17 protein-coding genes are annotated in these 26,223 nt (G+C 66.6%); 13 read left to right on the top strand and 4 right to left on the bottom strand.

The window, feature by feature from the left end; all coding sequences use genetic code 11:
• Positions 1 to 5 precede the first annotated feature (5 nt).
• From mltB to ACYVHH_RS15255, 7 genes are all read left to right on the top strand, one after another.
• Positions 6 to 1,160, top strand: a complete 1,155-nt coding sequence (gene mltB, locus ACYVHH_RS15285; RefSeq protein ID WP_460566056.1) for a lytic murein transglycosylase B — start codon at positions 6 to 8, stop codon at positions 1,158 to 1,160.
• 87 nt (positions 1,161 to 1,247) lie between these two features.
• Positions 1,248 to 2,207 carry a TAXI family TRAP transporter solute-binding subunit gene (locus ACYVHH_RS15280; RefSeq protein WP_460566055.1) on the top strand — a complete coding sequence of 320 codons (960 nt, stop codon included), beginning with the start codon at positions 1,248 to 1,250 and terminating at the stop codon, positions 2,205 to 2,207.
• Between the two features lie 96 nt (positions 2,208 to 2,303).
• Positions 2,304 to 4,088, top strand: coding sequence for a sensor histidine kinase (locus ACYVHH_RS15275; RefSeq protein WP_460566054.1), 1,785 nt, complete (start codon positions 2,304 to 2,306; stop codon positions 4,086 to 4,088).
• Positions 4,085 to 5,458 carry a sigma-54-dependent transcriptional regulator gene (locus ACYVHH_RS15270; RefSeq protein WP_460566053.1) on the top strand — a complete coding sequence of 458 codons (1,374 nt, stop codon included), beginning with the start codon at positions 4,085 to 4,087 and terminating at the stop codon, positions 5,456 to 5,458. Before ACYVHH_RS15275 ends, ACYVHH_RS15270 begins: the two co-directional genes overlap by 4 nt.
• Before the next feature lie 146 nt (positions 5,459 to 5,604).
• A complete protein-coding gene (locus ACYVHH_RS15265; protein WP_460566052.1) occupies positions 5,605 to 6,573 on the top strand; it encodes a TAXI family TRAP transporter solute-binding subunit in 969 nt (322 codons plus the stop codon).
• A gap of 60 nt (positions 6,574 to 6,633) precedes the next feature.
• A complete protein-coding gene (locus ACYVHH_RS15260; protein ID WP_460566051.1) occupies positions 6,634 to 8,682 on the top strand; it encodes a TRAP transporter permease in 2,049 nt (682 codons plus the stop codon).
• A 21-nt stretch (positions 8,683 to 8,703) separates the two neighbouring features.
• On the top strand, positions 8,704 to 9,177 hold the full coding sequence (locus ACYVHH_RS15255; protein ID WP_460566050.1) for a DUF1850 domain-containing protein: 474 nt from the start codon (positions 8,704 to 8,706) through the stop codon (positions 9,175 to 9,177).
• Here the strand turns inward: ACYVHH_RS15255 and ACYVHH_RS15250 are convergent.
• Both ACYVHH_RS15250 and ACYVHH_RS15245 read right to left on the bottom strand, forming a co-directional pair.
• Positions 9,143 to 10,102, bottom strand: coding sequence for an alpha-E domain-containing protein (locus ACYVHH_RS15250; RefSeq protein WP_460566049.1), 960 nt, complete (start codon positions 10,100 to 10,102; stop codon positions 9,143 to 9,145). The two genes, ACYVHH_RS15255 and ACYVHH_RS15250, sit on opposite strands and share 35 nt — an antisense overlap.
• Before the next feature lie 12 nt (positions 10,103 to 10,114).
• Positions 10,115 to 11,560, bottom strand: a complete 1,446-nt coding sequence (locus ACYVHH_RS15245; protein ID WP_460566048.1) for a circularly permuted type 2 ATP-grasp protein — start codon at positions 11,558 to 11,560, stop codon at positions 10,115 to 10,117.
• Between the two features lie 129 nt (positions 11,561 to 11,689).
• Here ACYVHH_RS15245 and ACYVHH_RS15240 point away from each other — a divergent pair, with 129 nt between their 5' ends.
• Positions 11,690 to 13,546: an EAL domain-containing protein gene (locus tag ACYVHH_RS15240; protein WP_460566047.1), complete on the top strand. Its 1,857-nt coding sequence runs from the start codon at positions 11,690 to 11,692 to the stop codon at positions 13,544 to 13,546.
• On the opposite strand, the gene ACYVHH_RS15235 is transcribed toward ACYVHH_RS15240, so the two are convergent.
• Complete coding sequence (locus tag ACYVHH_RS15235; protein WP_460566046.1) at positions 13,492 to 15,909, bottom strand: DNA internalization-related competence protein ComEC/Rec2; 2,418 nt, start codon at positions 15,907 to 15,909, stop codon at positions 13,492 to 13,494. The two genes, ACYVHH_RS15240 and ACYVHH_RS15235, sit on opposite strands and share 55 nt — an antisense overlap.
• 110 nt (positions 15,910 to 16,019) lie before the next feature.
• Here ACYVHH_RS15235 and ACYVHH_RS15230 point away from each other — a divergent pair, with 110 nt between their 5' ends.
• From ACYVHH_RS15230 to ACYVHH_RS15210, 5 genes are all read left to right on the top strand, one after another.
• Complete coding sequence (locus ACYVHH_RS15230) at positions 16,020 to 19,619, top strand: transglutaminase family protein (RefSeq protein ID WP_460566045.1); 3,600 nt, start codon at positions 16,020 to 16,022, stop codon at positions 19,617 to 19,619.
• Between the two features lie 123 nt (positions 19,620 to 19,742).
• A complete protein-coding gene (locus tag ACYVHH_RS15225; RefSeq protein WP_460566067.1) occupies positions 19,743 to 22,289 on the top strand; it encodes a circularly permuted type 2 ATP-grasp protein in 2,547 nt (848 codons plus the stop codon).
• Positions 22,290 to 22,291: 2 nt separating this feature from the next.
• A complete protein-coding gene (locus tag ACYVHH_RS15220; protein ID WP_460566044.1) occupies positions 22,292 to 23,194 on the top strand; it encodes a transglutaminase family protein in 903 nt (300 codons plus the stop codon).
• A 125-nt stretch (positions 23,195 to 23,319) separates the two neighbouring features.
• Positions 23,320 to 23,790: a RidA family protein gene (locus tag ACYVHH_RS15215; protein ID WP_460566043.1), complete on the top strand. Its 471-nt coding sequence runs from the start codon at positions 23,320 to 23,322 to the stop codon at positions 23,788 to 23,790.
• 129 nt (positions 23,791 to 23,919) lie between these two features.
• Positions 23,920 to 25,122, top strand: a complete 1,203-nt coding sequence (locus ACYVHH_RS15210; RefSeq protein WP_460566042.1) for an ammonium transporter — start codon at positions 23,920 to 23,922, stop codon at positions 25,120 to 25,122.
• 18 nt (positions 25,123 to 25,140) lie between these two features.
• On the opposite strand, the gene ACYVHH_RS15205 is transcribed toward ACYVHH_RS15210, so the two are convergent.
• The gene (locus tag ACYVHH_RS15205) at positions 25,141 to 26,217 is read right to left on the bottom strand and encodes an amidohydrolase family protein (protein WP_460566041.1); all 1,077 of its coding nucleotides are present in this window, start codon (positions 26,215 to 26,217) and stop codon (positions 25,141 to 25,143) included.
• Between the last annotated feature and the right edge of the window lie 6 nt (positions 26,218 to 26,223).

Below are 26,223 nucleotides of genomic sequence, written 5' to 3'. Positions count from 1 at the left end.
GCAACATGCCTATCCGACATCCGTCCGCCGCCGTGCCCCTGCTCCGTCTCCCATCCCTGCCCCGGTTGTTGAAGCCCGGCGCCATCGCCATCACACTCGCACTGGCCGTTGCTGGCGCCAGCGCGCGCGACGCCAAACCCGTTCGCACAGGAACCAACGCGGCAGGCACCAAGGTGCGGCCGGCAGCACCCGCGCCCCTGACGGTGTACGGCCAGAGCGATGCCGCCATGCGCTACGCCGCCGACCTGGACACGCGAGAGGGCTGGACAGACGGCTGGGCCACCCGCTGGCTGGCAAACGCGCAATACGACGCCCGGGTGGTGCGCCTGATGCTCCCCGCACCGGCCGGCACACCCAAGAACTGGGCGGTCTACCGCGACCGTTTCATCGAGCCCCGGCGGCTGCAGGCTGGCGTGCGCTTCTGGGACGAGCATGCCGACACCCTGCAGCGTGCCCAGGACAGGTTCGGCGTTCCCGCGTGGCTGCTGGTCGGCATCATCGGGGTGGAAACCCTGTACGGGCAGCACACGGGCACCCACCGGGTGCTGGACACACTCGCCACACTGGCGTTCGATTTCCCGTCTGAACACCCCAGGGCAGCCCAGCGCAAGCTGTTCTTCCAGAGCGAGTTGGCGGCGCTGCTGCGGCTGTCGAAAGACGCTGGCTTGCCGCCCGACCAATGGCGGGGCAGCTACGCCGGCGCCATGGGCTTGCCACAGTTCATGCCCAGCAACTGGAGCAAGCTGGGTGTCGACTTCGACGGTGACGGCCGCGTGGACCTCCTGGGAAGCCCCGCAGACGCGATCGGCTCGGTGGCCAACTACCTGCAGGCCCACGGCTGGCGCACCGGCATGGCCACGCACTACGCAGTCGAGGTCAACAGCGATGCGGCGAATCTGGCCACCCTGCTGGGACCCGACATCCTCCCCACCTTCTCCCCCGAAAAGATGGAAGCGCTTGGGGTACGCCTCGGGCCGGGCGCAGCCGAACACCTGGGCCCCCTGGCGCTGGTGGAACTTCAGAATGGTGAGCAACGTCCCAGCTACGTGGCCGGGACCGAAAACTTCTACGCCATCACACGCTACAACTGGAGCAGCTACTACGCCATGGCCGTGATCGAACTGGGCCAGTCCGTGGAGCGTCTGCGGCCCAGGAAATGAGGCGTAGGTGTTTACCCCAGGCCTTTTGGTGCTGTCTTGATTTCATCGGATAACATCTTCGTTCAACATTCAAAAGGAGACTGACCCATGCGAATCCTCAGGAAGATCGGCCTGGTGCTTACCCTCGGCGCAGCGGTGGCTGCTGGCACGGCGGTGGCACAGCAACAGCAGTTCATCAACGTGCTCACCGGCGGCCAGAGCGGCGTCTACTACCCCGTGGGTGTCGCCCTCTCCCAGATCTTTGCCAAGGACATCCCCAACGCGCGCGCCACCGCACAGGTCACCCGCGCCTCCGCCGAAAACCTCAACCTGCTGCAGGCTGGCCGCGGTGAACTCGCCTTGACACTGGCAGACTCTCTCTCCGACGCCTGGAAGGGCGAGGCCGAGGCGGGCTTCCCCAAGAAGCTCGACAAGCTGCGTGGCGTCTCCGCCACCTACAACAACTACATCCAGATCGTCGCCAGCGCCGACTCCGGCATCAAGACACTAGCCGACCTCAAGGGCAAGCGCGTCTCGGTGGGCGCAGCCAAGTCCGGCACCGAACTCAACGCCCGTGCGATCTTCAAGGCAGCCGGCCTGAGTTACAGCGACCTGGCCAAGGTCGAGTACCTGCCGTTCGGCGAATCTGTCGAACTGATGAAGAACCGCCAGCTCGACGCCACGCTGCAGTCCGCAGGCCTGGGCGTCGCGTCCATCCGCGACCTGGCCACCGCTGTCAAGATCGTCGTGGTGCCCGTGCCCGCCGATGTCGTGGCCAAGGTCGGTGACGACGCCTACCAGCCGACCACCATCCCGGCCAACACCTACAGCGGCCAGACCGCTGACGTGCCCACTGTCGCCATCCCCAACTTCCTGGTCACGCACAGCGGGGTTTCCGATGACGTCGTCTACCGCATGACCAAGGCCATGTACGACAACATCGACACCCTGTACGCCGCCCACAACGCGGTGCGTGTGATGAAGCGCGAAAATGCCATCAAGGGCATGCCCGTGCCGCTGCACCCCGGTGCCGAGCGTTACTACAAGGAAGTCGGCTTGATCAAGTAAGCACCGCCCTGACGCCGCCCGGGCCATGCCCCGGCTGGCGTCATGCCGTGCCGGCCCCGGCCATACCCGGGGCTTTTTCGTTTCTGTGCCGCCCCCATGACTACCAGCCGCCAAAAGCAGATCACCGAGGGCCATGCCGCACCGGCGCACCTCCGGTCACGGGCTTACGTGCTGCTCGTCTTGGCGGCGTGTCTTGCCATTGCCTGGCTGACCTACGGCACCTTCCAGCGCGCGGCGCTGCTCGACACCCAGGAGCGCGGCGCCTCCGCCCTGGAGCGCCATGCGCAGGACCTTCTGGCCTCTGTCGAACGCTTTGAACACCTGCCCTACCTGCTCGGCGCGGAACAGGTGCTGGCGACCGCCCTGCAAGCCCCAAAAGACCCCCGGCTGCTGGACGCCGCCAACAGCTACCTGGCGTTTGCACAGCAGCGAACGGACGTCTTCGCCATCTACCTGATGGACACCACCGGGCAGACGCTGGCCGCCAGCAACTGGAACACGCCCTTGAGTTTTGTCGGCAAGAATTACCGCTTCCGCCCCTATTTCCAGGACGCCCTCGCCGGAAGCACCGGGCGGTTCTATGGCATAGGCGTGACCACGGGCGAACCGGGTTTCTTCATTGCCGCGCCGGTGCGGGCAGGCCAGGACGTGATCGGCGTGGTCGCCGTCAAGATCGACCTGAACGCCTACGAGGACAAGTGGCGTGCCGAGGGCCTGAAGCTGGCCGTGACCGACAACACCGGTGTGCTGTTCATGAGCGCCGAACCCAGCTGGCGCTACCGCAGCCTTTACCCCCTTGACGACGGCCAGCTGGCGCGGCTGCGCGACATCCGCCAATACGGTGACAACGCCTTGCTGCCGCTGGTGGAGCACAACGGCCCGGCGCCTTCCCGCCACCTAGAAGCGTTGCGTGTGGCCGGTGTGCCCACCCTGATGCAAGGCCGCAACCTTGACTTCCTCGGGTGGAAGCTGCTGCTGTTTTCCGACCCCGGCCCCGCGCGCACTCGCGGCGTGCTGGCCGCTGGGATTTCGGTGCTGGCCCTGGCCCTGATAGTGATGGTGGCCGCACTGGGATGGACCCAGCGGCGGCGGAGGCTGGAGCAGGAAGCCTCCCGCCAAGAGAAGGTGCGCATGGTCGCCGAGCTGGAAAACCGCATTGCCACACGTACCGCCGAACTCACCGCCGCAAACGATGCTGCCGTGCAGACGGGCAAGCTGGCCTTGCTGGGGCAGATGGCTGCCGGCATCAGCCACGAGCTGTCTCAGCCGTTGACCGCGCTGCGGACCATGGCAGACAACGCCGTGACCTTTCTGGACCGTCAGGACGCCCCCAATGCACAACGCAACCTGCGCCTGATCGGTGAACTGTGCAGCCGCATGGGCAGCATCGTGGGTGAGCTCAAGTCCTTCGCGCGAAAGGAGCCCGTCAGGCTGCAGGCTGTTTCGCTGCAGCAGGTCATGCGCAGCACGCTGATGCTGCTGGAGCCCCTGCGCCAGGCAACAGAATGCGACATCCGCAGCGATGGCAACGACGCCATGGTGTTGTGCGACCCGATCAGACTGGAACAGGTGCTTGCCAACCTGCTGCGCAACGGCATGGAGGCGATGGAGCCGCAGGACACCCGGTTGCTCGAGGTGCATGTCTCGCGCGGCGAAGACATGGTCACGGTGTCGGTGCGCGATCACGGCCCAGGGCTCAGCGACGATGTGCTGCACCACCTGTTTGAACCCTTTTTCACGACCAAGCCAACCGGAAAGGGGCTGGGGCTGGGGCTTGCGCTGTCGCTGGCCATCGTCCGCGAGATGGGCGGGAGCATCCAGGCCAGGAACGGCTCCCCCGGTGCGGTATTCGACATCACCCTGCAACTGGCCACGCCATGAACAACCCGCCATACCGTGTCCTGCTGATCGAAGACGACCCCACGGTCATGCTTGGCGCCGAGCAAGCGCTGCAACTCGCTGGCATTGCCGTGGCCCAGGCCACTTCCGCCGCCGAAGCCATGCAGATGTTCGCCAGGGAGTGCCCGGGTGCCGTGCTGAGCGACGTGCGGCTGCCGGGCGAAGACGGCTTCGAAGTCCTGCGGCGCGTGCGTGCGCTCGACCCGGAAGTGCCCGTGATACTCATGACCGGACACGGCGACATACGCATGGCCGTGGACGCGATGCACCAAGGTGCCTACGACTTCCTGGAGAAACCGTTTTCGTCCGAGCGGCTGGCAGACGTGGTGAAACGCGCGCTGGAAAAGCGCCGCCTGGTGCTGGACAACCGGCGCCTGCAGGCGCTGATTGCCTCGCAACACGACCGCGGACTGCTTGGGCAGACCCCCGCCATGCTGGAAGTGCAGCGACGCATTGCCGCGCTGGCCTCCGCGCAGGTCGACATCCTGGTCCACGGAGAAACCGGCACCGGCAAGGAGGTGGTGGCGCGTGCCATCCACGATGCCTCCGGCCGTCAGGGCCCGTTCGTGGCGATCAATTGCGGCGCGCTGCCAGAAGCCATCTTCGAAAGCGAAATGTTCGGGCACGAGGCAGGCGCGTTCACAGGGGCAACGCGGCGACGCGTGGGCAAACTCGAATACGCCCGTGGCGGCACGGTGTTCCTGGACGAGATCGAAAGCCTGCCCATGGCCCAGCAGGTCAAGCTGCTGCGGGTATTGCAGGAGCGCGTGATCGAACGTCTGGGCGGCAACGAAAGCGTGCGCGTCGACTGCAGGTTCATCGCGGCCGCCAAGGCCGATCTGAAGGCGCTGTCGGACGAAGGCCTCTTCCGCTCCGACCTCTATTACCGTCTGCACGTCGCCTGCATCGAACTGCCCCCGCTGCGTGACCGCAAGGATGACATTCCCCTGCTGATGGCCCACTGCCTGCGGATGTCGGCCGAGCGCTACCACACCACGCCCCCGGCGTTGAGCCCCCGGCAACTCGCGCGCTGGATGGCCCATGACTGGCCGGGCAACGTGCGGGAGCTGAAGAACGTGGCAGACCGCCTCTGCCTGGGACTGGAGGCCGACGAGGGCAGCAACGCCGACACGCGGGGGGCGACCTCCCTGTCCGAGCAGATGGACACCTTTGAGCGGCAGCTGCTGGTCCAGGCCCTGTCCGCCTGCCAGGGACACGTCATCAACACCGCCGCGCATCTCCAGCTGCCGCGCAAGACGCTCTACGACAAGCTGGCGCGCCATGGCCTGGACCCGGCCGATTTCCGTCAGGGTACCGGCCAGGCACTGTCCGAAAAACCGCACACACCATGACCGCCATTCCGGCAAATCGCACAGCCGAAAAAGGCACCCCCTTCAAAAACATACACTTGCAAGCGACCGGTCATGGCAAGACATTTGCAAAGAGGGAGCGCCCCGGCCCAATGCCGGGGGACTTTCACTTTCCAAAGGAGACACCCATGAAAAGCATTCGAAAGCTGACCGCGGTCTGCGCCCTGACCCTGGCCGGTGCTGGCACCCTCTTCACTGGCAATGCGCTGGCCCAGCAGCAATTCGTCAACGTGCTCACCGGCGGCCAGAGCGGCGTCTACTACCCCGTGGGTGTCGCCCTCTCCCAGATCTTTGCCAAGGACATCCCCAACGCGCGCGCCACCGCACAGGTCACCCGCGCCTCCGCCGAAAACCTCAACCTGCTGCAGGCTGGCCGCGGTGAACTCGCCTTGACACTGGCAGACTCCCTCTCCGACGCCTGGAAGGGCGAGGCCGAGGCGGGCTTTCCCAAGAAGCTCGACAAGCTGCGTGGCGTCTCCGCCACCTACAACAACTACATCCAGATCGTCGCCAGCGCCGACTCCGGCATCAAGACCCTGGCCGACCTCAAGGGCAAGCGCATCTCGGTGGGCGCGGCCAAGTCGGGCACCGAACTCAACGCACGCGCCATCCTCACCGCCGCCGGCATGACCTACAAGGACATGGCGGCCGTGGAATACCTCGGCTTCGGTGACTCGGTGGAACTGATGAAGAACCGCCAGCTCGACGCCACGCTGCAGTCCGCAGGCCTGGGCGTCGCGTCCATCCGCGACCTGGCCACCGCTGTCAAGATTGTCGTGGTGCCCGTGCCCGCCGATGTCGTGGCCAAGATCGGTGACGACGCCTACCAGACCGCCACCATTCCCGCGAACACCTACAGTGGCCAGAGCGCCGACGTGCCCACCGTCGCCATCCCCAACTTCCTGGTCACGCACAGCGGGGTTTCCGATGACGTCGTCTACCGCATGACCAAGGCCATGTACGACAACATCGACAGCCTGTATGCCTCCCACAACGCGGTGCGTGTGATGAAGCGCGAAAATGCCGTCAAGGGCATGCCCGTGCCCTTGCACCCTGGCGCTCAGCGCTACTACAAGGAAGTCGGCCTGATCAAGTGACCAGAGTGACCCGGCCCATGGCCGGGTCCCCTGAAAAAGAACGATATACCGGAGATATTCATGAGCCAGTCCCACGACAGCCACGCCACCCCTCTGCGGGGCGCGGTTTTCTGGATCGCGATTGCTTTTTCTGCCTACCAGATCTGGATGGCGGCGTTCCACCCACTGTCCAGCCAGGTGATCCGTGCGGTCCACGTCGGATTCGTGCTGCTGATGATCTTTGTGCTCTTCCCGCCCTTCGGCACGCGGCAGGGAGCGCTGCTCACCTTCGGCAAGTTCCTCGGGTGGGTGCTGGGCCTGGCCGGTTTTGCCACGGGCCTGTACCAGTGGGTGTTCGAAGCGGAACTGACACTGCGCGCCGGTGAGTTGCTGGGCGCGGACTGGGTTGTGGGCATCGTCGCTGTGGCGCTGGTATTCGAGGCCGCGCGGCGGATGATGGGCTGGGGCCTTCCCACCATCTGCGCGGTCTTCCTGCTGTATGCGCTGTTCGGGCAGCACCTGCCGGGCTCGCTGGCCCACCGCGGCTACGGCCTCGACCAGATCGTGGCGCAACTCGGCTTCGGCACCGAGGGCATCTACGGCACGCCGACCTACGTATCGTCCACCTACATTTTCCTGTTCATCCTGTTTGGCGCATTCCTGGAGCAGGCGGGCATGATCCGCCTGTTCAACGACTTTGCCATGGGGACGGTCGGCCACACACGTGGCGGTCCCGCCAAGGTATCGGTCATCTCATCCGGGCTGATGGGCACCATCAACGGCTCCGGCGTGGCCAACGTGGTCACCACCGGGCAGTTCACCATCCCGCTGATGAAACGCTTCGGCTACAGCCCGGGCTTTGCCGGTGGCGTCGAAGCCACGTCCAGCATGGGCGGGCAGATCATGCCGCCGGTGATGGGCGCCGTCGCCTTCATCATGGCCGAGACGATCAACGTTCCGTACATCGAGATCGTGAAGGCGGCGCTGATCCCGGCCATCCTGTATTTCGTCACAGCCTTCTGGATGGTCCATCTGGAAGCCGGGCGCCGCGGACTGGTGGGTCTGCCGAAAGAAGAGTGCCCCAACCCCTGGACGGCAGTGCGTGAGCGCTGGTACCTGCTGCTGCCGCTGGCTGGCCTGGTCTTCCTGCTGTTCTCGGGCTACACGCCGCTGTTCTCGGGCAGCGTCGGCCTGGCTCTTACGGTCATCCTGATCTTCGGCGCCGCGGTCATGACCGGCGTCAAGGGCCTGGCGCTGCGCGGCCTGTTCTGGGTCCTGCTCGGTCTGGCCTGCGCGGGCTTCCTCAAGTTCGGCGTCATGACCTTCTTCGTCATCTCGGCCGTGCTCATCGCACTGACTTTCATCCGCCGGGTGGGCGGGGACACGCGCTCGCTGGCCGTGCGCGCCCTGGTCGACGGCGCACGGCATGCCCTGCCGGTGGCTGTCGCCTGCGCCCTGGTGGGTGTGATCATCGGCGTCATCAACCTCACGGGTGTTGCCGCCGAGATGGGCGGTCACATCATCGCCGTCGGCCGTGAAAGCCTGCTGCTGGCCCTGTTCCTGACCATGCTGACTTGCCTGATCCTGGGCATGGGCATTCCCACCATTCCCAACTACATCATCACCAGCTCGCTGGCCGCGCCGGTGCTGCTCGAACTGGGTGTGCCGCTGATCGTGTCACACATGTTCGTCTTCTACTTCGGGATCATGGCCGACCTGACCCCACCCGTCGCGCTGGCTGCATTTGCCGCAGCACCGATCGCCCGCGAAAAAGGCCTGAAGATCAGCCTGCACGCCATCCGCGTGGCCATTGCGGGCTTCATCGTGCCGTACATGGCGGTCTACAGCCCCGCGCTGATGCTGCAGTCGGGCGACTGGATCGACGTGTCTTGGATTGTTTTCAAGGCGCTGGTGGCCATCGCCATGTGGGGCGCGGGTGCTATTGGCTACCTGTTCGCCCCGCTGAACTGGACCGAACGGCTCGTTGCCATTGGCGCAGCCAGCTTCCTCGTGGCCGCGCTGCCGGTGACCGACGAGATCGGGCTGGGCTGTGTTTCGGTGTTCGTGGCGTGGCATGTGTGGAATGCAAGGCGCAAGGGCACGCTGGGCCAGGCTGCCGCGCTGCGCTGACCGGATGAGGCGGGGGTTGCCATGAGCCTGCTGGGCGTCTGTCTGGCACTGGCAGCCACACTGGAGCGCCCGGTGTTCCTGCCCGTGCAGAGCTTCACCCTGGCCTGGGTCCACTCGATCGAACGTTCCCGCTGGGAGGAGGACTACGCGATCGAGACCGGCCAGGACGGCCAGGACGGCCAGCCGGTGCTAAGGGCATTGCAGGCACGCATCAAGGGGTCTGCCGCAGGCATGGAGCCGCCAGACGACGCGCGCTGGGTTGACGGCTGGTACGCATACACCCCCAGGCAGCAGCACCCGGCATGGCTGCCGCTGTCACGCTCGCCATACACCGCAGACTACGAGTGGTGCGCGGGGGGCGCATGCACCCCCCTCTCCAGCGTGCTGCCCTCAGACGGGGGTATCACCCTCGTCTGGCCTTGCCGCCAGGGCGCCACCGAGGCCCCGCCGGGGGCCGGGCTCACGCGGCCACGGGCATCAGGAAGTTCTGGCTGATCCGTCCGCCCAGTTCGTTCACGCGGTCCAGGAACTGCGTGAGGAAGGCGTGCAGGCCGGTGGCCAGGATTTCGTCGATGCGCGCGTATTCCAGTTCGGAACGCAGCTTGCCCGCATGGCGCTCGGTCTCGGCAGACGTGTCGTTGCTCACCGCCGCCAGGTTCACCACCACCTCGTTCATGCAGGCCAGCAGGCTGCGCGGCATGTCGGCGCGAAGGATCATCAGCTCCGCAACGCGCTCGGGCGTGATCACCGTACGGTACACCTTGCGGTACACCTCGAAGGCGCTCACGCTGCGCAGAATCGCGCTCCAGTGGTAGAAGTCCAGCTCCTGGTCCGCCTCGCTGGCTGTGCCGTAGAAGTCTGACTCCACCGCGTGGAACTTCACGTCGATGAGCCGCGCCGTGTTGTCTGCACGCTCCAGGAAGGTGCCCATGCGGTAGAAGTGAAAGGCCTCGTCGCGCAGCATGGTGCCAATGGCCACCCCACGCGACAGGTGCGAGCGGAACTTCACCCACTCAAAGAATTCCGACGGGTCCTTTTCGAACGATCGGCTCTTGAGCAGGCGCTGCAACTCCAACCACGTCTGGTTCTGGGTTTCCCACAGCTCGGTGGTCAGCACACCGCGCACGGCTCGGGCGTTCTCGCGGGCAGCGCGCAGGCACGACACGATGCTCGACGGGTTGGACTCGTCGCGCACCATGAAGTGCAACACATCCTTGGGCGCGATTTCACCGTACTGGTACTGGTAGGCGGGCATCAGTTCGCTGATGCGCAGCAACCCCTCCCAACCCACCTGGGCCACGGCGGCCGACTGCGGCAGCAGGGAAGTCTGGTAGTTCACATCCAGGATGCGGGCGGTGTTTTCGGCGCGCTCGGTGTAGCGCGACATCCAGAACAGGTGATCAGCGGTTCTCGACAGCATATTCGTGTACCCTCAGGCTTCCAGAATCCAGGTGTCTTTCGTACCGCCGCCCTGTGACGAGTTGACGACGAGTGAGCCTTCTTTTAATGCCACGCGCGTCAGGCCGCCCGGCACCATCTGCACTTCCTTGCCGCTGAGCACGAAGGGCCGCAGGTCGATGTGGCGCGGCGCCACGCCAGACTCCACATAGGTGGGGCAGGTGGACAGGCTCAGCGTGGGCTGGGCAATGTACCCATCGGGCTTGGCCAGCAGTGCCTGGCGGAAGGACTCGATCTCGGCCTGGGTGGCGGCGGGCCCCACCAGCATGCCGTAGCCGCCAGCGCCGTGCACTTCCTTCACCACCAGGTCCTTCAGGTTGGCCAGGATGTACTTCAGATCGTCCGGGTTGCGGCCCATGTAGGTGGGCACGTTTTTCAGGATGGGTTTTTCGCCCAGGTAGAACTCGATCATCTGCGGCACGTAGGGGTAGATGGATTTGTCGTCCGCCACCCCGGTGCCAATGGCGTTGCACAGCGTGACGTTGCCCTTGCGGTACACGTCCAGCAGCCCGGCACAGCCCAGCGTGGAATCGGGCCGGAACGCCAAAGGGTCGAGGAAGTCATCGTCCACACGTCGGTAGATCACGTCCACCCGCTTCGGCCCGCGCGTGGTGCGCATGTAGACGAAGCCGTCGCGCACGAACAGGTCCTGCCCCTCCACCAGCTCCACGCCCATCTGCTGCGCCAGGAAGGCATGTTCAAAGTAGGCGCTGTTGTACATGCCGGGGGTGAGCACCACCACGGTGGGCTCGGCGGTGTGCGCCGGGCTCACTGCGCGCAGCGTCTCCAGCAGCAGGTCGGGGTAGTGGGCCACGGGTGCCACGCGGTTCTGGCTGAACAGTTCCGGGAAGAGCCGCATCATCATCTTGCGGTCTTCCAGCATGTAGCTCACGCCGCTGGGCACGCGCAGGTTGTCTTCCAGCACGTAGTACTCAGCCTCGCCCTGCCCACCGGGCACCGGGGCACGCACGATGTCGATGCCCGCAATGTGTGAATAGACACCGCCGGGCACGTCGACCCCCACCATCTCGCGACGGAACTGCGCGTTGTTCTCGATCTGCTCGCGCGGCACGATGCCCGCCTTGAGGATCTCCTGCCCATGGTAGATGTCGTGGATGAAGCGGTTCAGGGCGTTGACACGCTGGGTCAGGCCCTTTTCCATGCTGCGCCATTCATGGGCGGGGATCACGCGCGGGATCAGATCGAAGGGAATCAGGCGCTCGGTGCCTGCGCCGTCCTCGTCCTTGTCGCCATACACGGCGAAGGTGATGCCGACACGGCGGAAGATCATCTCGGCTTCTTCCCGGCGTGCAGCCATCAGCTCGTCGGGTTGCTGGGCGAGCCAGCGAGCGTAGGAAAGGTAGTGTTCTCGCACCTGCTGCGGGGCAGCGTACATCTCGTCGAAGGTCGGTCGGCTCATACGGGGCTCGCTGTTTTTGGGGCTCGACACCATCTTAGCAATTAGCGGGCCAGGGCGGCACCCAGGGCGGGCGTCACAGAAGCGTCACAAGACCGACATACGCTCAGACCTCATTCGCCAACACCGCTCATGCCCCAGACCGCCCAGATCCTTCCCATGCCCCACGGTGCCGACGCACCCAGCGTGCGCGCCCTGCTGGGGCGCGACCTGCTGCTGCCCCACTTCCAGCCCATCGTGGAAACGGCGGGTGGCAAGGTCTTCGGTCATGAGGCGCTCATCCGCACACCCGCCCACTGCCCGTGGAACAGCCCCGATGCGCTCTTCAGCGCCGCACGGCACGAAGGCCACACCATAGAGCTGGAACTCGAATGCCTGCGCCTGGCCCTGCAGCACTGGGGGCGCAGTGCCGGGCGTGGTTGGCTTTTCGTCAACCTCAGCGCCGAGGCCCTGATACAGGCGCTCATGAAGGACGGCCTGGAGCGAGTGTTCCGCCAGGCGCGTTCGGCGGGGCTGCCCCTTTCCTGCGTGGTGGTGGAGCTGACCGAGCACGAGCGCGTGCAGGACGTGCAAGCCATACAGGAAGCACTCTCTCTGCTGCGCCGCAGTGGCGGGTCGCTCGCGCTCGACGACTTCGGCGACGGCCGCTCCAGCCTGCGGCTGTGGTCGGAGCTGCGCCCGGAATTCGTCAAGATCGACAAGTACTTCATCAAGAACGTGCACCAGAGCAGCCACAAGCTGCAGACGCTGCGGGCCATCCAGCAACTGTCAGACAGTTTCGGCTCGCGCCTGATTGCGGAGGGAGTGGAAGATGCCGACGAACTGATGGTGCTGCGCGACCTGGGGCTGCACTACGTGCAGGGCTATTTCCTGGGCCGCCCGCAGCCGAATGCCGCCGACGCCGTTTCCCAAGAGGTGCACGAGGTTCTGCGCAGCCGCGAAATCGCCGTGCTGCCCGAGGCCCGCCATGCCTGCAACCGCGGCCTGACGGCACAGGCGCTGCTGATCGACGCACCAGCCCTGAAGGCACAGGCTTCGCACGACGAGGCTGCTGCCCTGTTCAACCAACGGCCGGATCTGCACGCCGTGGCACTCGTGGATGGGGAAACGCCCATCGGCCTCATTTCGCGCAAGACAGTGCAGGACCTCTACCTCCGGCTCTACTTCCGCGACCTCTACGGCCGCCGCCCCTGCACGCTGCACGCCAACCTCAACCCGCTGCTGGTCGACGTACACACCCCCATTGAACAGCTCACCCGGGTGCTCACCTCCACCGACCAGCGCTACCTCACCGAGGGCTACGTGATCACCGAGGGGGGCCGCTACCTCGGCCTGGGCACGGGGGAGCAGTTGGTGCGTACCGTCACAGAGGCCCGCATAGAGGCCGCGCGCCACGCCAACCCCCTCACCTTCCTGCCGGGCAATGTGCCCATTACCCTGCACATCGAACGTCTGCTGGAGAACGGCCAGGACTTCGTGGCCTGCTACGCCGACCTCAACCACTTCAAGGCCTACAACGACCATTACGGCTACTGGCGCGGCGACGAGATGATCCGCCTGCAGGCCGAATGCCTGGCCGCGGCCTGCGACCCGCGCCGCGACTTCCTGGGCCACGTGGGCGGGGATGACTTCGTTTTGCTGATGCAGAGCATGGACTGGGTGGAGCGCATCGAATCGGCGGTGGCGCAGTTCAACCGCCGCGCACTCGCGCTGTTCGACGAGACCGCCCGGGCTTCGGGCGGCATCCTGGCCGAGGACCGCCACGGCATCGAGCGTTTCCACCCCTGCACCACCTTGAGCGCGGGCGTTCTGGCCGTGGCTCCGGGCCGCTTCCAGCGCGCCGAGGAAGTGGCCTCTGCCGCCGCCATGGCCAAGCACCACGCAAAGCAGGCTCGCGTCGGCATGTATCTGATGGATGCCAGCGAGTGGACGGGCTACTCGCCAGCGTCGTCCTCGCTGCCGCCGCTGGCGGGCCGGTCGCTCCAATAACGCCGGGCGGCGTCGCGGTGGCACGCAGGCTTTGCTGGCACCCAGCTGCGCCAGGTGGCCGCGCCGCAATCTGCCGTGTTTACCCACTCGATTCCCCGGGCCTCGAAACGGCGCAGCACCTCGGGCGCAGGGTGTCCGTAGCGGTTGCGGTAGCCCGCCTGCACGATGGCCCACCTGGGCTGCACGGTGTTGAGCCACACCGGGCCAGAGGACGTCTTGCTGCCGTGATGCGCCGCCACCAGCCAGGCCGCACGCAAGTCCGGCCGCTGCAATGCCAGGTGTGTCTCCTGCGCCATGGGAATGTCGCCCGTCAGCAGCGTGGCGGTTTCCCCCTCGCCCACCAGCAGCACGCAAGACAAGGCGTTGTCCGACCAACCCAGCGCCTCGTCCCCCGCCTGCGGGTGCAGGAATTCGAAGGGCACGCCGTCCCACACCCAGCGCTCACCCGCCAAGCATGGCACGGCGGGTGCGGGCGTGCGTTCGCCCGTGTCAAAAGAAGCACGAAATTCGGCCCGTGGGTAGGCCTTGGCCAGGCTGGGCAGGCCACCACTGTGGTCGATGTCGTCGTGGCTGATCACCACCATGTCGGGGCGGTCGCCCAGAGCACGCAACCAGGGCAGCAGCACGCGCTGCGCAGTATCGGCTTGCCCGCCCATGGGCGGACCGGTGTCGAACAGCAGTGTGTGCGAGGCTGTGCGCACGATGATGGCGCTGCCCTGCCCCACGTCGGCGGCCAGCGCTTCGTAGCCGCCCTGCGGGGCGCGCGGCGGCTGGTACACCAGCGCAGGCCAGGCCAGCAAAGCACCCCATGCGCGCCAGCCCCACGGCAAACGCAACACCAGCAACACGCCGCCGGCCACGGCCAACAAGGCCAATACTTGGGGCAAGGCAGCGCGCTCCATGGCCGCACCCGGCCAGGCGGCCATGGCCTCCAACACATGCAGCATGGCTTGCACGGCCCAGGCGTCCAGCGTCCACAACCAGGGCAGCAACACCCCCAGCATGGCCAATGGCGTGACGAGCAGTGTCACCCAGGGTATGGCCACCAGATTCGCCAGCAGGCCCACAAGCGACACCTGGCCAAACAGCAGCAGCGTCAGGGGTGCCAACGCCACGGTCACCACAGCCTGCGTGCGCAGCAGCTCCCACAGCCGGGTGCGCCAGCCACCCGCACCCTCCACCACGCTCCAGGCAGACGCAAACAGCACCCCCACCGCCACGAAGCTCAGCCAGAAACCCGGCTGCAGCAGGGCCCAGGGGTCCAGGCACACCACCACGTTCATGGCCAGCAGCCACACCATGGGCCACGGCCAGCCGCGGGCACTCAACCGCAGGGCCATCACGGTGGCCAGCATCAGCACCGTGCGCTGCGCAGGCACACCCCACCCCGCAAACAACGCGTACAGCGTGGCCAGCGCCACGCCGCCCACTCCAGCGGCCAATGGCACGGGTACGCGCCACAGCAGCGCTGGCCGCACCCTGGCCAGCCCGCGCCACAGGCCGCCCACCAGCCAGACCGCCAGGGTGGCGAACATCGTCACGTGGGTGCCCGACACACTCACCAAGTGTGCAATGCCCGTCAGGCGGAAGGTATCCCAGTCTTGCGGCGCAATCGACGCCTGGTCGCCCGCCAGCAAGGCCACCATGACACCTGCGGCGCGCTCATCTTTCACGCGGGCCAGCAAGGCATCGCGCGCCCACTGGCGTGCCTGTTCCACCGGATGTGCCCAGGTCTGCGCCAGCAACTGCGGTGGCGCGGTCTTGCGCCCGGTCTTGACGTAACCGGTGGCCCCTACACCCTGCTCCCACAGCCACAGCTCAGTGTCAAAGCCGTGGGGGTTGGACAGGCCATGCGGGCGCCGCAAACGCACGGTCCAGCGCCAGTGTTGCCCGGGCCGCACCTTCGCTGCCTCCGGCTCACCCTCCACCGCGCGCCACGAAAGCCGCACCAGCTGCGGCACATTCACGTCACGGCCTTGGCTGCGAGCGCTGTGCACCTCGAACTCGAACGCCCAGCCCTGCTCGCCCCGGCGCGGCAGGCTGGCCACGGCACCTGTCAGTTCAATGTCCTGCCCCTGCAACCGGGGCGCAAGCACCTGGTTGGCCTGCCACACAGCGCGGGCACCCGTCAGGCCAAACAGCAAGGCGGCGGCAGCGCATGCCACCAGACATGCCGCGAGCCACGGTGTCCGGTGCCAGCCCAGGACCAGCGCCGCCGCGCCCAGCGCCATGCACACGGCATAAGCCCAAAACGGCCACAAGCTGGCCTGCTGCAGTTGCAGCCAGGCACCCATCACGGTAGCCAGCAGCAGCGCGGTCAGCCGGTGCGCGCCCACCGGCCCTGCTCCGTCTTGTTGCGCCACACTTTCACACCGGGTGGCGCACTCCTTGCTAGGATGGACATCACCACCCGGCAGAACGGTCGCGCAAGCATCGTTTTTCTCCCTGATGTCCCGACCCTGAAAGACCCCACATGGCCATCCATGTCGCTCTGAATCACGTCACCCATTATCGGTACGACCGCCTCGTCAAGCTCGGCCCTCAGGTGGTGCGTTTGCGCCCCGCACCGCACAGCCGCACCAAGGTGCTGTCGTATTCGCAGAAGATCGAACCCGCCCTGCACTTCATCAACTGGCAGCAGGATCCGTTCGCCAATTACCAGGCACGCCTCGTCTTTCCCGAGCCCATGCGCGAGTTCAAGGTCACCGTGGACCTGGTGGTGGAAATGGCGGTTTACAACCCGTTCGACTTCTTCCTCGAACCGTCTGCCGAACAGTACCCCTTCACCTACGCCTCTGGCCTGCAGGCCGAGCTGGCGCCCTACCTCGTCAAGGAAAAACCCACCCCGCTGCTGCAGGCCTACCTGGACCGCGTGGACACGAGCAAACAGCGCACCATCGACTTCCTGGTGGCCATCAACCAGCAGCTGCAAAAGGACATTGCCTACACCATCCGCATGGAGCCGGGCGTGCAGACGCCGGAGGAAACGCTGACCAAGGCCAGCGGCTCCTGCCGCGACACCGGCTGGCTGCTGGTGCAGATGCTGCGCCACCTTGGACTGGCGGCGCGCTTCGTCTCGGGCTACCTCATCCAGCTCACACCTGACGTGAAGGCGGTGGACGGCCCCAGCGGCCCCGAAGCCGACTTCACCGACCTGCATGCCTGGTGCGAAGTCTTCCTGCCCGGCGCAGGGTGGATTGGGCTGGACCCGACCTCCGGGCTGCTGGCGGGTGAAGGGCACATTCCGCTGGCCTGCACGCCGCAGCCCTCCAGCGCCGCGCCCATCGATGGCGCGCTGGACGAATGCGAGGTCTCGTTCGAACACCACATGCAGGTCACCCGCGTGTACGAGTCGCCCCGCGTGACCAAGCCCTACACCGATGAACAATGGGCCGCCATCCAGGCCCTGGGCGAGCAGGTGGACCAGGACCTGGTGAAGGGCGACGTGCGCCTGACCATGGGCGGCGAGCCTACCTTCGTGGCCACGCGCGACCGTGACGCCGCTGAATGGAACACCGACGCCCTGGGCCCCACCAAGCGCAACTACGCCACCGAACTGCTGCACCGCCTGCGCCAGCAATACGGTGCGGGTGGCTTCGTTCACCTGGGCCAGGGCAAGTGGTACCCGGGTGAGCAGTTGCCGCGCTGGGCGCTGTCGCTGTTCTGGCGTGCCGATGGCGAAACGGTGTGGCACAACCCCAGCCTGTTCGCCGACGAGCGCGACGAGGCCCACTACACCGCCGACGACGCGCAGCGCTTCACCCAGGCGCTGGCACGCAAGCTGGGCCTGTCCACCCAGTACATCACCGCGGGCTTCGAGGACACCTGGTACTACCTCTGGCGCGAACGCAAGCTGCCCGTCAACGTGGACCCGTTCGACGCCAAGCTGGGCGATGAGCTGGAACGCGTGCGCCTGCGCCGCGTGTTCAGCCAAGGCTTGGAGGCCACGGTGGGCTACGTGCTGCCCCTGCAGGCCCACGCCGTGCCCAACGGCGGCAAGAAGGGCCTGCGCAGCGGCATGGGCGCCACCAGCACCCGCTGGAGCACCGGTCCCTGGTTCTTCCGCGACGAGCGCATGTACCTGGTGCCCGGCGACTCCCCCATGGGCTACCGCCTGCCGCTGGACTCCCTGCCCTGGGTGTCCGCGTCCGACTACCCGTACCACATCGAACAGGACCCCTCCGCCACGCGCGACGCCCTGCCCGAAGGCGCCGCCTTCAAGCGCCAGTACGCGCCGCACCAGGTGGGCGGCGGCTTCGCCGAAGGCGGCACCGTTTCCATGCAGAGCAGCGAATTTGGCGCGCACGGCGACGAGACCCCGGTTTGGCAAGGTGACCCGGCTGGTCTGGGCGTGCCCGGCGCAGCCCCCGCGCAGCCCATGAGCGCACGCTACCCTACCCGAGGCGAATCGGCCGCGTGGCTCACGCGCACCGCACTCTGCGTGGAAGCCCGCGACCCGCAACGCGCCAACGGCCCCAAGGCCGAAACGCGCCACGGCGGCGCCAGCAGCCACCTCTACGTCTTCATGCCGCCACTGGCCCGGCTGGAAGACTACCTCGACCTGCTCGCCGCCATCGAAGCCACCGCCGAAAAGCTCGGTGTCAAGGTGGTGCTGGAAGGCTACCCCCCGCCGCGCGACCCGCGCCTGAAAATGCTGCAGGTCACCCCCGACCCCGGCGTCATCGAGGTCAACATCCACCCCGCCCACAACTGGGGCGAGCTGGTGGAACACACCGAATTCCTCTACGACGCCGCGCACCACACCCACCTGTGCGCCGAAAAGTTCATGACCGATGGCCGCCACACCGGCACCGGCGGCGGCAACCACTTCGTTCTGGGCGGCGCCACCCCGGCAGATTCGCCCTTCCTGCGCAAGCCCGAGCTGCTGGCCAGCCTCATCGCCTACTGGCACAACCATCCGTCGTTGAGCTACCTGTTCAGCGGGCTCTTCATCGGCCCCACCAGCCAGGCCCCCCGTGTGGACGAGGCCCGCAACGACCAGCTCTACGAACTGGAAATCGCACTCAACCAGATTGAACGAATGAGAGGGCTCTACCCTACCGGGGGCCTGAGCACCGCCGGGCCGCCCCAAGGTGCGAACGCCCCCTCGGGGGGCAGCGAACGAAGCGAGCGTGGGGGCTCATCACCCTACATGCCCCCCTGGCTGGTGGACCGAACGCTGCGCAACATCCTCATCGACGTTACCGGCAACACCCACCGCAGCGAGTTCTGCATCGACAAGCTCTACTCGCCCGACAGCAGCACCGGCCGCCTGGGTCTGCTGGAGCTGCGCGCTTTCGAGATGCCGCCCCACGCCCGCATGAGCATTGCCCAGCAACTGCTGCTGCGCGCCCTGGTGGCCCGGTTCTGGAACCAGCCCTGGCACGGCAAGCTCACCCGCTGGGGCACCGAGCTGCACGACCGCTTCCTGCTGCCCACCTTCGTGCGCATGGACTTTGAAGACGTGCTGGCCGACCTGGCCAACCACGGTTACCCCTTCCAGATGGCCTGGTTCGAACCGCATTTCGAATTCCGCTTCCCGCTGGTGGGCCAGGTCGCCGCACGCGGCATCGAACTCACCTTGCGCAATGCCCTGGAGCCCTGGCACGTCATGGGTGAAGAAGGCGCCATCGGCGGCACCGTGCGCTACGTCGATTCGTCCCTGGAACGGCTGGAAGTGCGTGTCAGCGGCTACAACGACAGCCGCTATGTAATCACCGTCAACGGCCGCGCGCTGCCGCTGCAAAGCACCGGCACGGCAGGCGAACACGTGGCTGGCGTGCGCTACAAGGCCTGGAACCCGCCCTCGTCGCTGCACCCCACCATCGGCGTGCACGCGCCGCTCACCTTCGACATCGTGGACACCTGGATGAACCGCTCCCTGGGCGGCTGCCAGTACCACGTGGCTCACCCCGGCGGGCGCAATTACGACACCTTCCCAGTCAACGCCTACGAAGCCGAAAGCCGCCGCCTCTCACGCTTCTTCCAGATGGGACACACGCCCGGCAAACTCACGGCCGAGCCCGTGACGCCCAGCCGGGAATTCCCCTTCACGCTCGACCTGCGGCGCTGAAAAGGGGCGCCCATGCCCCTGCCGCTCCTGCCGTCAAGCCCCCAGGCGGCAGGGCGCCGCCGGGGCGCTTGAGGCATACTGCCAACCGTGAACGACCCCGCCGTGCCCCTGTTCGACAACGACATGCACGCCACCAGCGCAGCAGCGTTGGCGGCATCGCTCGCCGCGCCTGCCACCCCGGGGCACCTGGACGAATTGCGCGCTGCTCCCATCGGCGCAGAGGGTCTGGCGCCGCATTGGGCCACCTTCTTCGATCACCTGGGCTTCGACGGCTTTGGCGACCTCAATCGCCGCCAGCAAAGCCTGGCACAGCAGTTGCGCGACAACGGCGTCACCTACAACGTCTACGCCGACGAACACAGCCAGCAACGCCCCTGGGCGCTGGACCTCTTCCCCATGATCGTGAGCCCCGAGGACTGGGCCCGCATCGAAGCCGGTGTGCTGCAGCGCACGCGTCTGCTCAACCGCATCATGGCCGACATGTACGGCCCGCGCGAGCTGCTCAAGCAGGCGCTGCTGCCGCCAGCGCTCACGCTGGGCCACCCCGGCTACCTGCGCGCCATGCAGGGCATCGAGCCACCCGGCGGCACCTGGCTGCACATTGCCGCCTTCGACCTGGCCCATGGCCCTGATGGGCAGTGGTGGGTCGTGTCGCACCGCACACAGGCCCCTTCGGGCCTGGGCTACCTGCTGGAAAACCGCATCGCCATCGCGCGGCAGTTCCCCACCGCCTTTGCAGACATGCGCGTGCAGCGCCTGGCTGGCAGCTACAAGGCCCTCATGCAGGGGCTGGCCAACCTGTCGCCCAAGGGGCGTGATGCAAGGGTCGCCCTGCTGACGCCCGGCCCTTACAACGAAACCTATTTCGAGCACGCCTACCTGGCGCGCTACCTTGGCCTCAACCTGGTCGAAGGCAGTGACCTCACGGTGCGCGACCGTCGCCTCTACCTCAAGACGCTGCACGGCCTGGAACCCGTTGACGTGCTCATCAAGCGCATGGACGACGAGTGGCTGGATCCGCTGGAACTGCGCGCCGATTCGGCCCTGGGCGTGCCCGGCCTGATGCAGGCGGTTCGCGCGGGCAACCTGCTGCTGGCCAACGCGCCGGGCTCGGCCCCGCTCGAATCCAGTGCCATGCTGGGCTTCCTGCCCGCCATCAGCGAACACCTGCTGGGCGAGCCGCTGGCCCTGCCTTCGCTGTCCACCTGGTGGTGTGGCGAAGCCGCCAGCCTGCAGTCCGCGCTGCCCATGCTCAAGCAGGGCGTCATCAAGAGCACCTACCCCCGCCTGGGCAGCGAGGCAGTCATCGGCCCCCTTCTGTCGCCTTCGGGGGTTGACCAGCTCACCGGGCGCATCGTGCGCCAGCCCGACGATCACACCCTGCAGTCCTACCTGCCCCTGTCGCAGAACCCCACCTGGCGCGGCGGCGACATCGCCCCCCGCCCCGCCATGCTGCGCGTGTTCGCCCTGGCAGACGGCGCGCAGTCCTGGCGCGTGCTGCCGGGCGGCATGGTGCGCCTGGCCCCCAGCGGGCAGCAGATCGCCTCCATGCAACGTGGCGGCAGCAGCGCCGACTGCTGGGTGCTCACCCACGGTGAGGTGGACCGCACCAGCCTGCTGCAAAGCGCCCCCAGCACGCTCAGCATGGCGCTGCAGCAACGCCACATCACCAGCCGCGCGGCAGAAAACCTCTTCTGGCTGGGCCGCTACACCGAGCGCGCCGACAACACCGTGCGCCTGGCACGCATTGCCCTGCGCTGCCTGCAGGGCGAGGAACAAGGCTCGCCCGAACTGCTCGCCTGGCTGTCTGCCTGCGCCAAGTACAACGGTCTGGTGCTGCCCGACGTGCCCGACGCCCAGCTCTCACCCCGCGTGTTCGAGCGCTCGCTCATCGCCATGCTGGCCGCCGACTCGGGGGCCAGCAGCGTGGGCTTCAACCTGCGCTCGCTGCGCCAGGCCGCCAGCAACGTGCGCGAACGCCTCTCGCAGGAGCAGCGCAACCTCATCGAGCGCCTGGACGCCGAATTCACCGCCCAGTGCCAGGGTCTCAGCAGCGAAGGCGACATCGTCTCGCAAGAAGTGCTGGAAGCCCTGGAAGAAGCCAGCGAACTGCTTTCCGCCATCACCGGCGCGCAGACCGACCGCATGATGCGCGACGACGGCTGGCGCATGCTCAGCATCGGCCGCCACATCGAACGCCTGGCCACGCTGGCCAACGCCCTGGAAATGGGCCTGGAAACCGGCTGCGTGTTCGAGGACAGCGGCTTCGAAGCCGTCATTGCCCTGTTCGACTCCACCATCACCTTCCACGCGCACTACCAGCAGCGGCGCGATCTGGTGGCGCTGCTCGACATGCTCGTCACCCACCGCGACAACCCGCGCTCGCTGGCCTGGGTACTGTCCACCCTGCGCGCACGCGTGGCCAAGCTGCCGCACGCCGACGGCAGCCCCGCCAGTGACCTGCTCACCGGCATGCCCGATCCGCTCGCCTGGGACCTCATCGCCCTGAGTGGCGCCATGGGCGGCAGTGCAGGAAAGCAAAACAGCTACCTGGCGTTGCTGGAACTGGTGCAGGCCTGCGAAAGTTCCGCCTACACCCTGTCAGACCGGCTGGGCCACCGCTACTTCAGCCACGCCGACCGCGTGGCGCGCAGCCTGATGGCAACCTGAGCATGCAGCTTCGCGTTCTGCACCACACCCAGTACGACTACCAGGCCCCGGTGGTGCTGGCTCAGCACCTGGCGCACCTGCGTCCGCTGGAGCTGCCCGACCAGGTGGTGCTGGCGCACAGTCTCACCATCACGCCAGAACCTGCTCACCGCGAAGACAGCCGAGATGCCTTCGGCAACTGGCGCACCTTCTTCGCCCTGCAAAGCCCGCACGAGATGCTCAGCGTCACGGCCGACAGCCTCGTCGAAACCCAGCCACCGGCCGAGCTGGACGACAGCCCTCCGTGGGAGGCCGTTCGCGAACATATGCAATACCGCGCGCAGGCACCTTTCAAAGCGGCCAGCGAGTTCGTCTTCCCGTCACCCTACGCGCAACGAGACGACGCCTTTGCCGACTTCGCACGCCCCCTGTTCGCGGCCCGCCGCCCTTTCCTAGACGCCTGCCACGACCTGATGGCCAAGATCCACCGCGAACTGCAGTACGAGACCGCCAGCACCGAAGTCCACACCCCCGCACTCCAGGCCCTCGACCAGCGAAAGGGCGTGTGCCAGGACTTCGCCCACATCATGATCGGCTGCCTGCGCAGCCTGGGGCTGCCTGCGCGCTACGTCAGCGGCTACCTGCTCACCCAACCGCCGCCGGGCCAGCCCCGGCTCATCGGCGCCGACGCCTCGCATGCCTGGGTCTCCGTGCCCGTGGGCAGCCAATGGTACGACTTCGACCCCACCAACGACCGCTGCGGGCGCAACCGCCCCGGCGACGACTACGTCACGCTCACCGTCGGCCGCGACTTCGGCGACATCTCACCCCTGCGCGGCGTCATCCAGGGCGGGGGCAGCCACACCTTGTCGGTGGCCGTCACTGTCGCCCCCGCCGACGAATTCAGCGCCATCACTGCGGAATGAATTCGGCTGATGCCGTGCCAGCCATCCGCTCCACACGCCCAGCGCCTGCCACCCGGTCTCTAGAATGGCACGCTGATTCCGCGCCCCTCCCAGGGGTTCACACCCACAGTCTTCCGGAGAAACCCATGTCCGTCTACGACACCCTCAAGTCCCTGAACATCGAGCTGCCGCCCGTGGCCGTGCCCGCCGCCGCCTACGTGCCCTTCGTGCAGACAGGCAAGCTCGTGCTGCTCAGCGGCCACATCGCCAAGCAGGACGGCAAGCCCTGGGTCGGCCAACTGGGCCTGACCATGACCACCGAGGAAGGCAAGGCCGCCGCGCGCGCCGTGGCCGTGGATCTGATGGGCACGCTGCACGCCGCCTGCGTCGCCGCTGGCACCGACCTCAACGGCGTCAAGCGCATCGTCAAGGTGCTCAGCCTGGTCAACTCCACCAACACCTACACCGAACAGCACCTGGTCACCAACGGCTGCTCGGAGCTGCTGGGCCAGGTCTTCGGCCCCCAGGTTGGTGCACATGCCCGCAGTGCGTTCGGCGTGGCCCAGCTGCCCCTGGGTGCCTGCGTGGAAATCGAACTCATGGCCGAACTGGCCTGATTCGCCGCCTCCCATGCCAATATTGGTGCGCTACGCATCGTATTGGCGCGATTCCTGCTTGTCTTTGGTGCAAGGGCCATCCAGGCCCTTTAACGCATCAAAACCGTACTCAATTCACCAAAGACAAGCATGGAAGCACTAAAACAGGGCGCAGACACCCTCTTTATTCTTCTGGGCGGCATCATGGTCCTGGCCATGCACGCTGGCTTCGCGTTTCTGGAGCTCGGCACCGTGCGCCAGAAGAACCAGGTCAACGCCCTGGTCAAGATCCTGGTGGACTTCTCCGTCTCCACGGTCGTGTACTTCGCCGTGGGCTACGGCGTGGCCTATGGCACCCACTTCTTCGTGGGCGCCGAATTCCTGGCGCAACGCAACGGCTACGAACTGGTCAAGTTCTTCTTCCTGCTGACCTTTGCCGCCGCCATCCCGGCCATCATCTCCGGCGGCATCGCCGAACGCTCCAAGTTCTGGCCGCAACTGGTAGCCACCGCCGTCATCGTCGGCTTTGTCTATCCCTTCTTTGAAGGCATCGTCTGGAACAGCCACTTCGGTGTGCAGGCTTGGCTGGAATCACTCACGGGCGCCGCCTTCCACGACTTCGCTGGCTCGGTGGTGGTTCACGCCGTGGGCGGTTGGCTGGCCCTGGGGGCCGTCATGCTGCTGGGGCCACGCTCCAACCGCTACCGCAAAGACGGCGCCATCAGCGCCCACCCGCCGTCCAACATCCCCTTCCTGGCCCTGGGGGCGTGGATTCTCACGGTCGGCTGGTTCGGCTTCAACGTGATGAGCGCGCAGACCCTGGACAAGATCTCGGGCCTGGTGGCGGTCAACTCCCTGATGGCCATGGTGGGCGGCACGCTGATGGCGCTGGTCATGGGCAAGAACGACCCGGGCTTCGTACACAACGGCCCCCTGGCGGGCCTGGTGGCCGTGTGCGCCGGGTCCGACCTCATGCACCCGCTGGGCGCGTTGGTCGTGGGCGGCGTGGCTGGCGCTCTGTTCGTCTCGCTGTTCACCCTCACGCAAAACCGCTGGAAGATCGACGACGTGCTCGGCGTCTGGCCCCTGCACGGCCTGTGCGGCGCCTGGGGCGGTGTCGCGGCTGGCATCTTTGGTCAACAGGCTTTTGGAGGCTTGGGTGGGGTCAGCTTCGGCGCACAACTCATCGGCACGGCCATGGGCGTGCTGTGGGCCCTCGCGGGCGGCTTCGTGGTTTACGGCGTGCTCAAGGCCGCGCTGGGCCTGCGCCTGACGCAGGAAGAAGAATTCGACGGTGCCGACCTCACCATCCACCGCATCCGCGCCACACCCGAGCGCGAGGCGAACTGGTAACCCCCTGGCGACAAGACGTCACTTGCCGCTGGCAAGCGGTGCCAGCTTGTATAGCCGCACCGCGTTGCCCGAAGCCACTGCCTCCGCCACCGCCGGTGGCAGAGCGTTCGCCAGGGCGCGCAGCCCTCGCAGGCCCTGATTCGACCCCTGCTCTCCGCCACCACGGGCCACACCCGTGGCGTCGTAAAACGAATCGCTTCCCAGCAAAAAACGGTCGGGGAAAGAGCTGATCAGGTTGACCCAATTGGGCTTGAGCCTTCCGTCGGGTGAAAGCGCTGCGGCCGGGCTGGGCGCCCCACGGTTGAGCCGAAAACTCATGTACAGCCTGGGAAACTCCTGCAGCCAGGCACGCACCACCTCCGGGCTTCGCGTCAGCAGGGGCTCAAACCCCACGTGCGACCACACGAAACGGGTGTTCGGGTTGTGCCGCAACAGGCGCTTGAACGCTTCAGCGTTCGCGGGCAAGGTGTCCGGGTTCAGCGGGTTGGGGCGCAGTACTGCAGGCAAGGGCATGTCCTCCGGCACCAGGTCCATGTGCAGGTCTATGGGCACATCCCGCTCCGCTGCCAGGTCCGCCAACAACAGCAACAGCGGGTGGTCCGCAGCGATGAGTTCGTAGGCGTGCTGCGGCCCCATGGCGGGTATGGAAACGTGGTGGATGGCAATTTCGCCCAGGCCCACTGCCCCCTGGTCCAGAATGGCCTTCGCCCGGGCTGCAAAACGGGCTTTCACGGCCTCCGTCACGTCCTGCGGCGCCACGCTATGAATCATCACATTCAGCGAACTGCCGCCCAGCAACGCCACCCGGCCCTGCGCCTCGCGCGCTGCAAACTGCAGGTCCTCAATGTCGTAGTACATGGGGCCCTGGTCCTTTGGCAGCGGCGGCGGCATCAGCAGGGTGCGGACAATGCCCACCTGATCCATCTCCTGCAGGGCACGGGTCAGCGCCGCTGGAAAGTTCCGGTCCTTGCCCGCCTGGAAATGGCTGTGGGTATCGATCATGGGCAGGTTCTGCGCCGCCACGCCAGCGCAAGCCGCACCCAGCGCAATGCACACGCCAACAAGCCTTCCCCACCCCCGCCTTGGGTCTGCCATGCCTTG

This window comes from Hydrogenophaga aquatica (assembly GCF_054780915.1).
The sequence above is the reverse complement of the archived record's forward strand: the minus strand, read 5'-3'. Positions and strand labels throughout refer to the sequence as shown.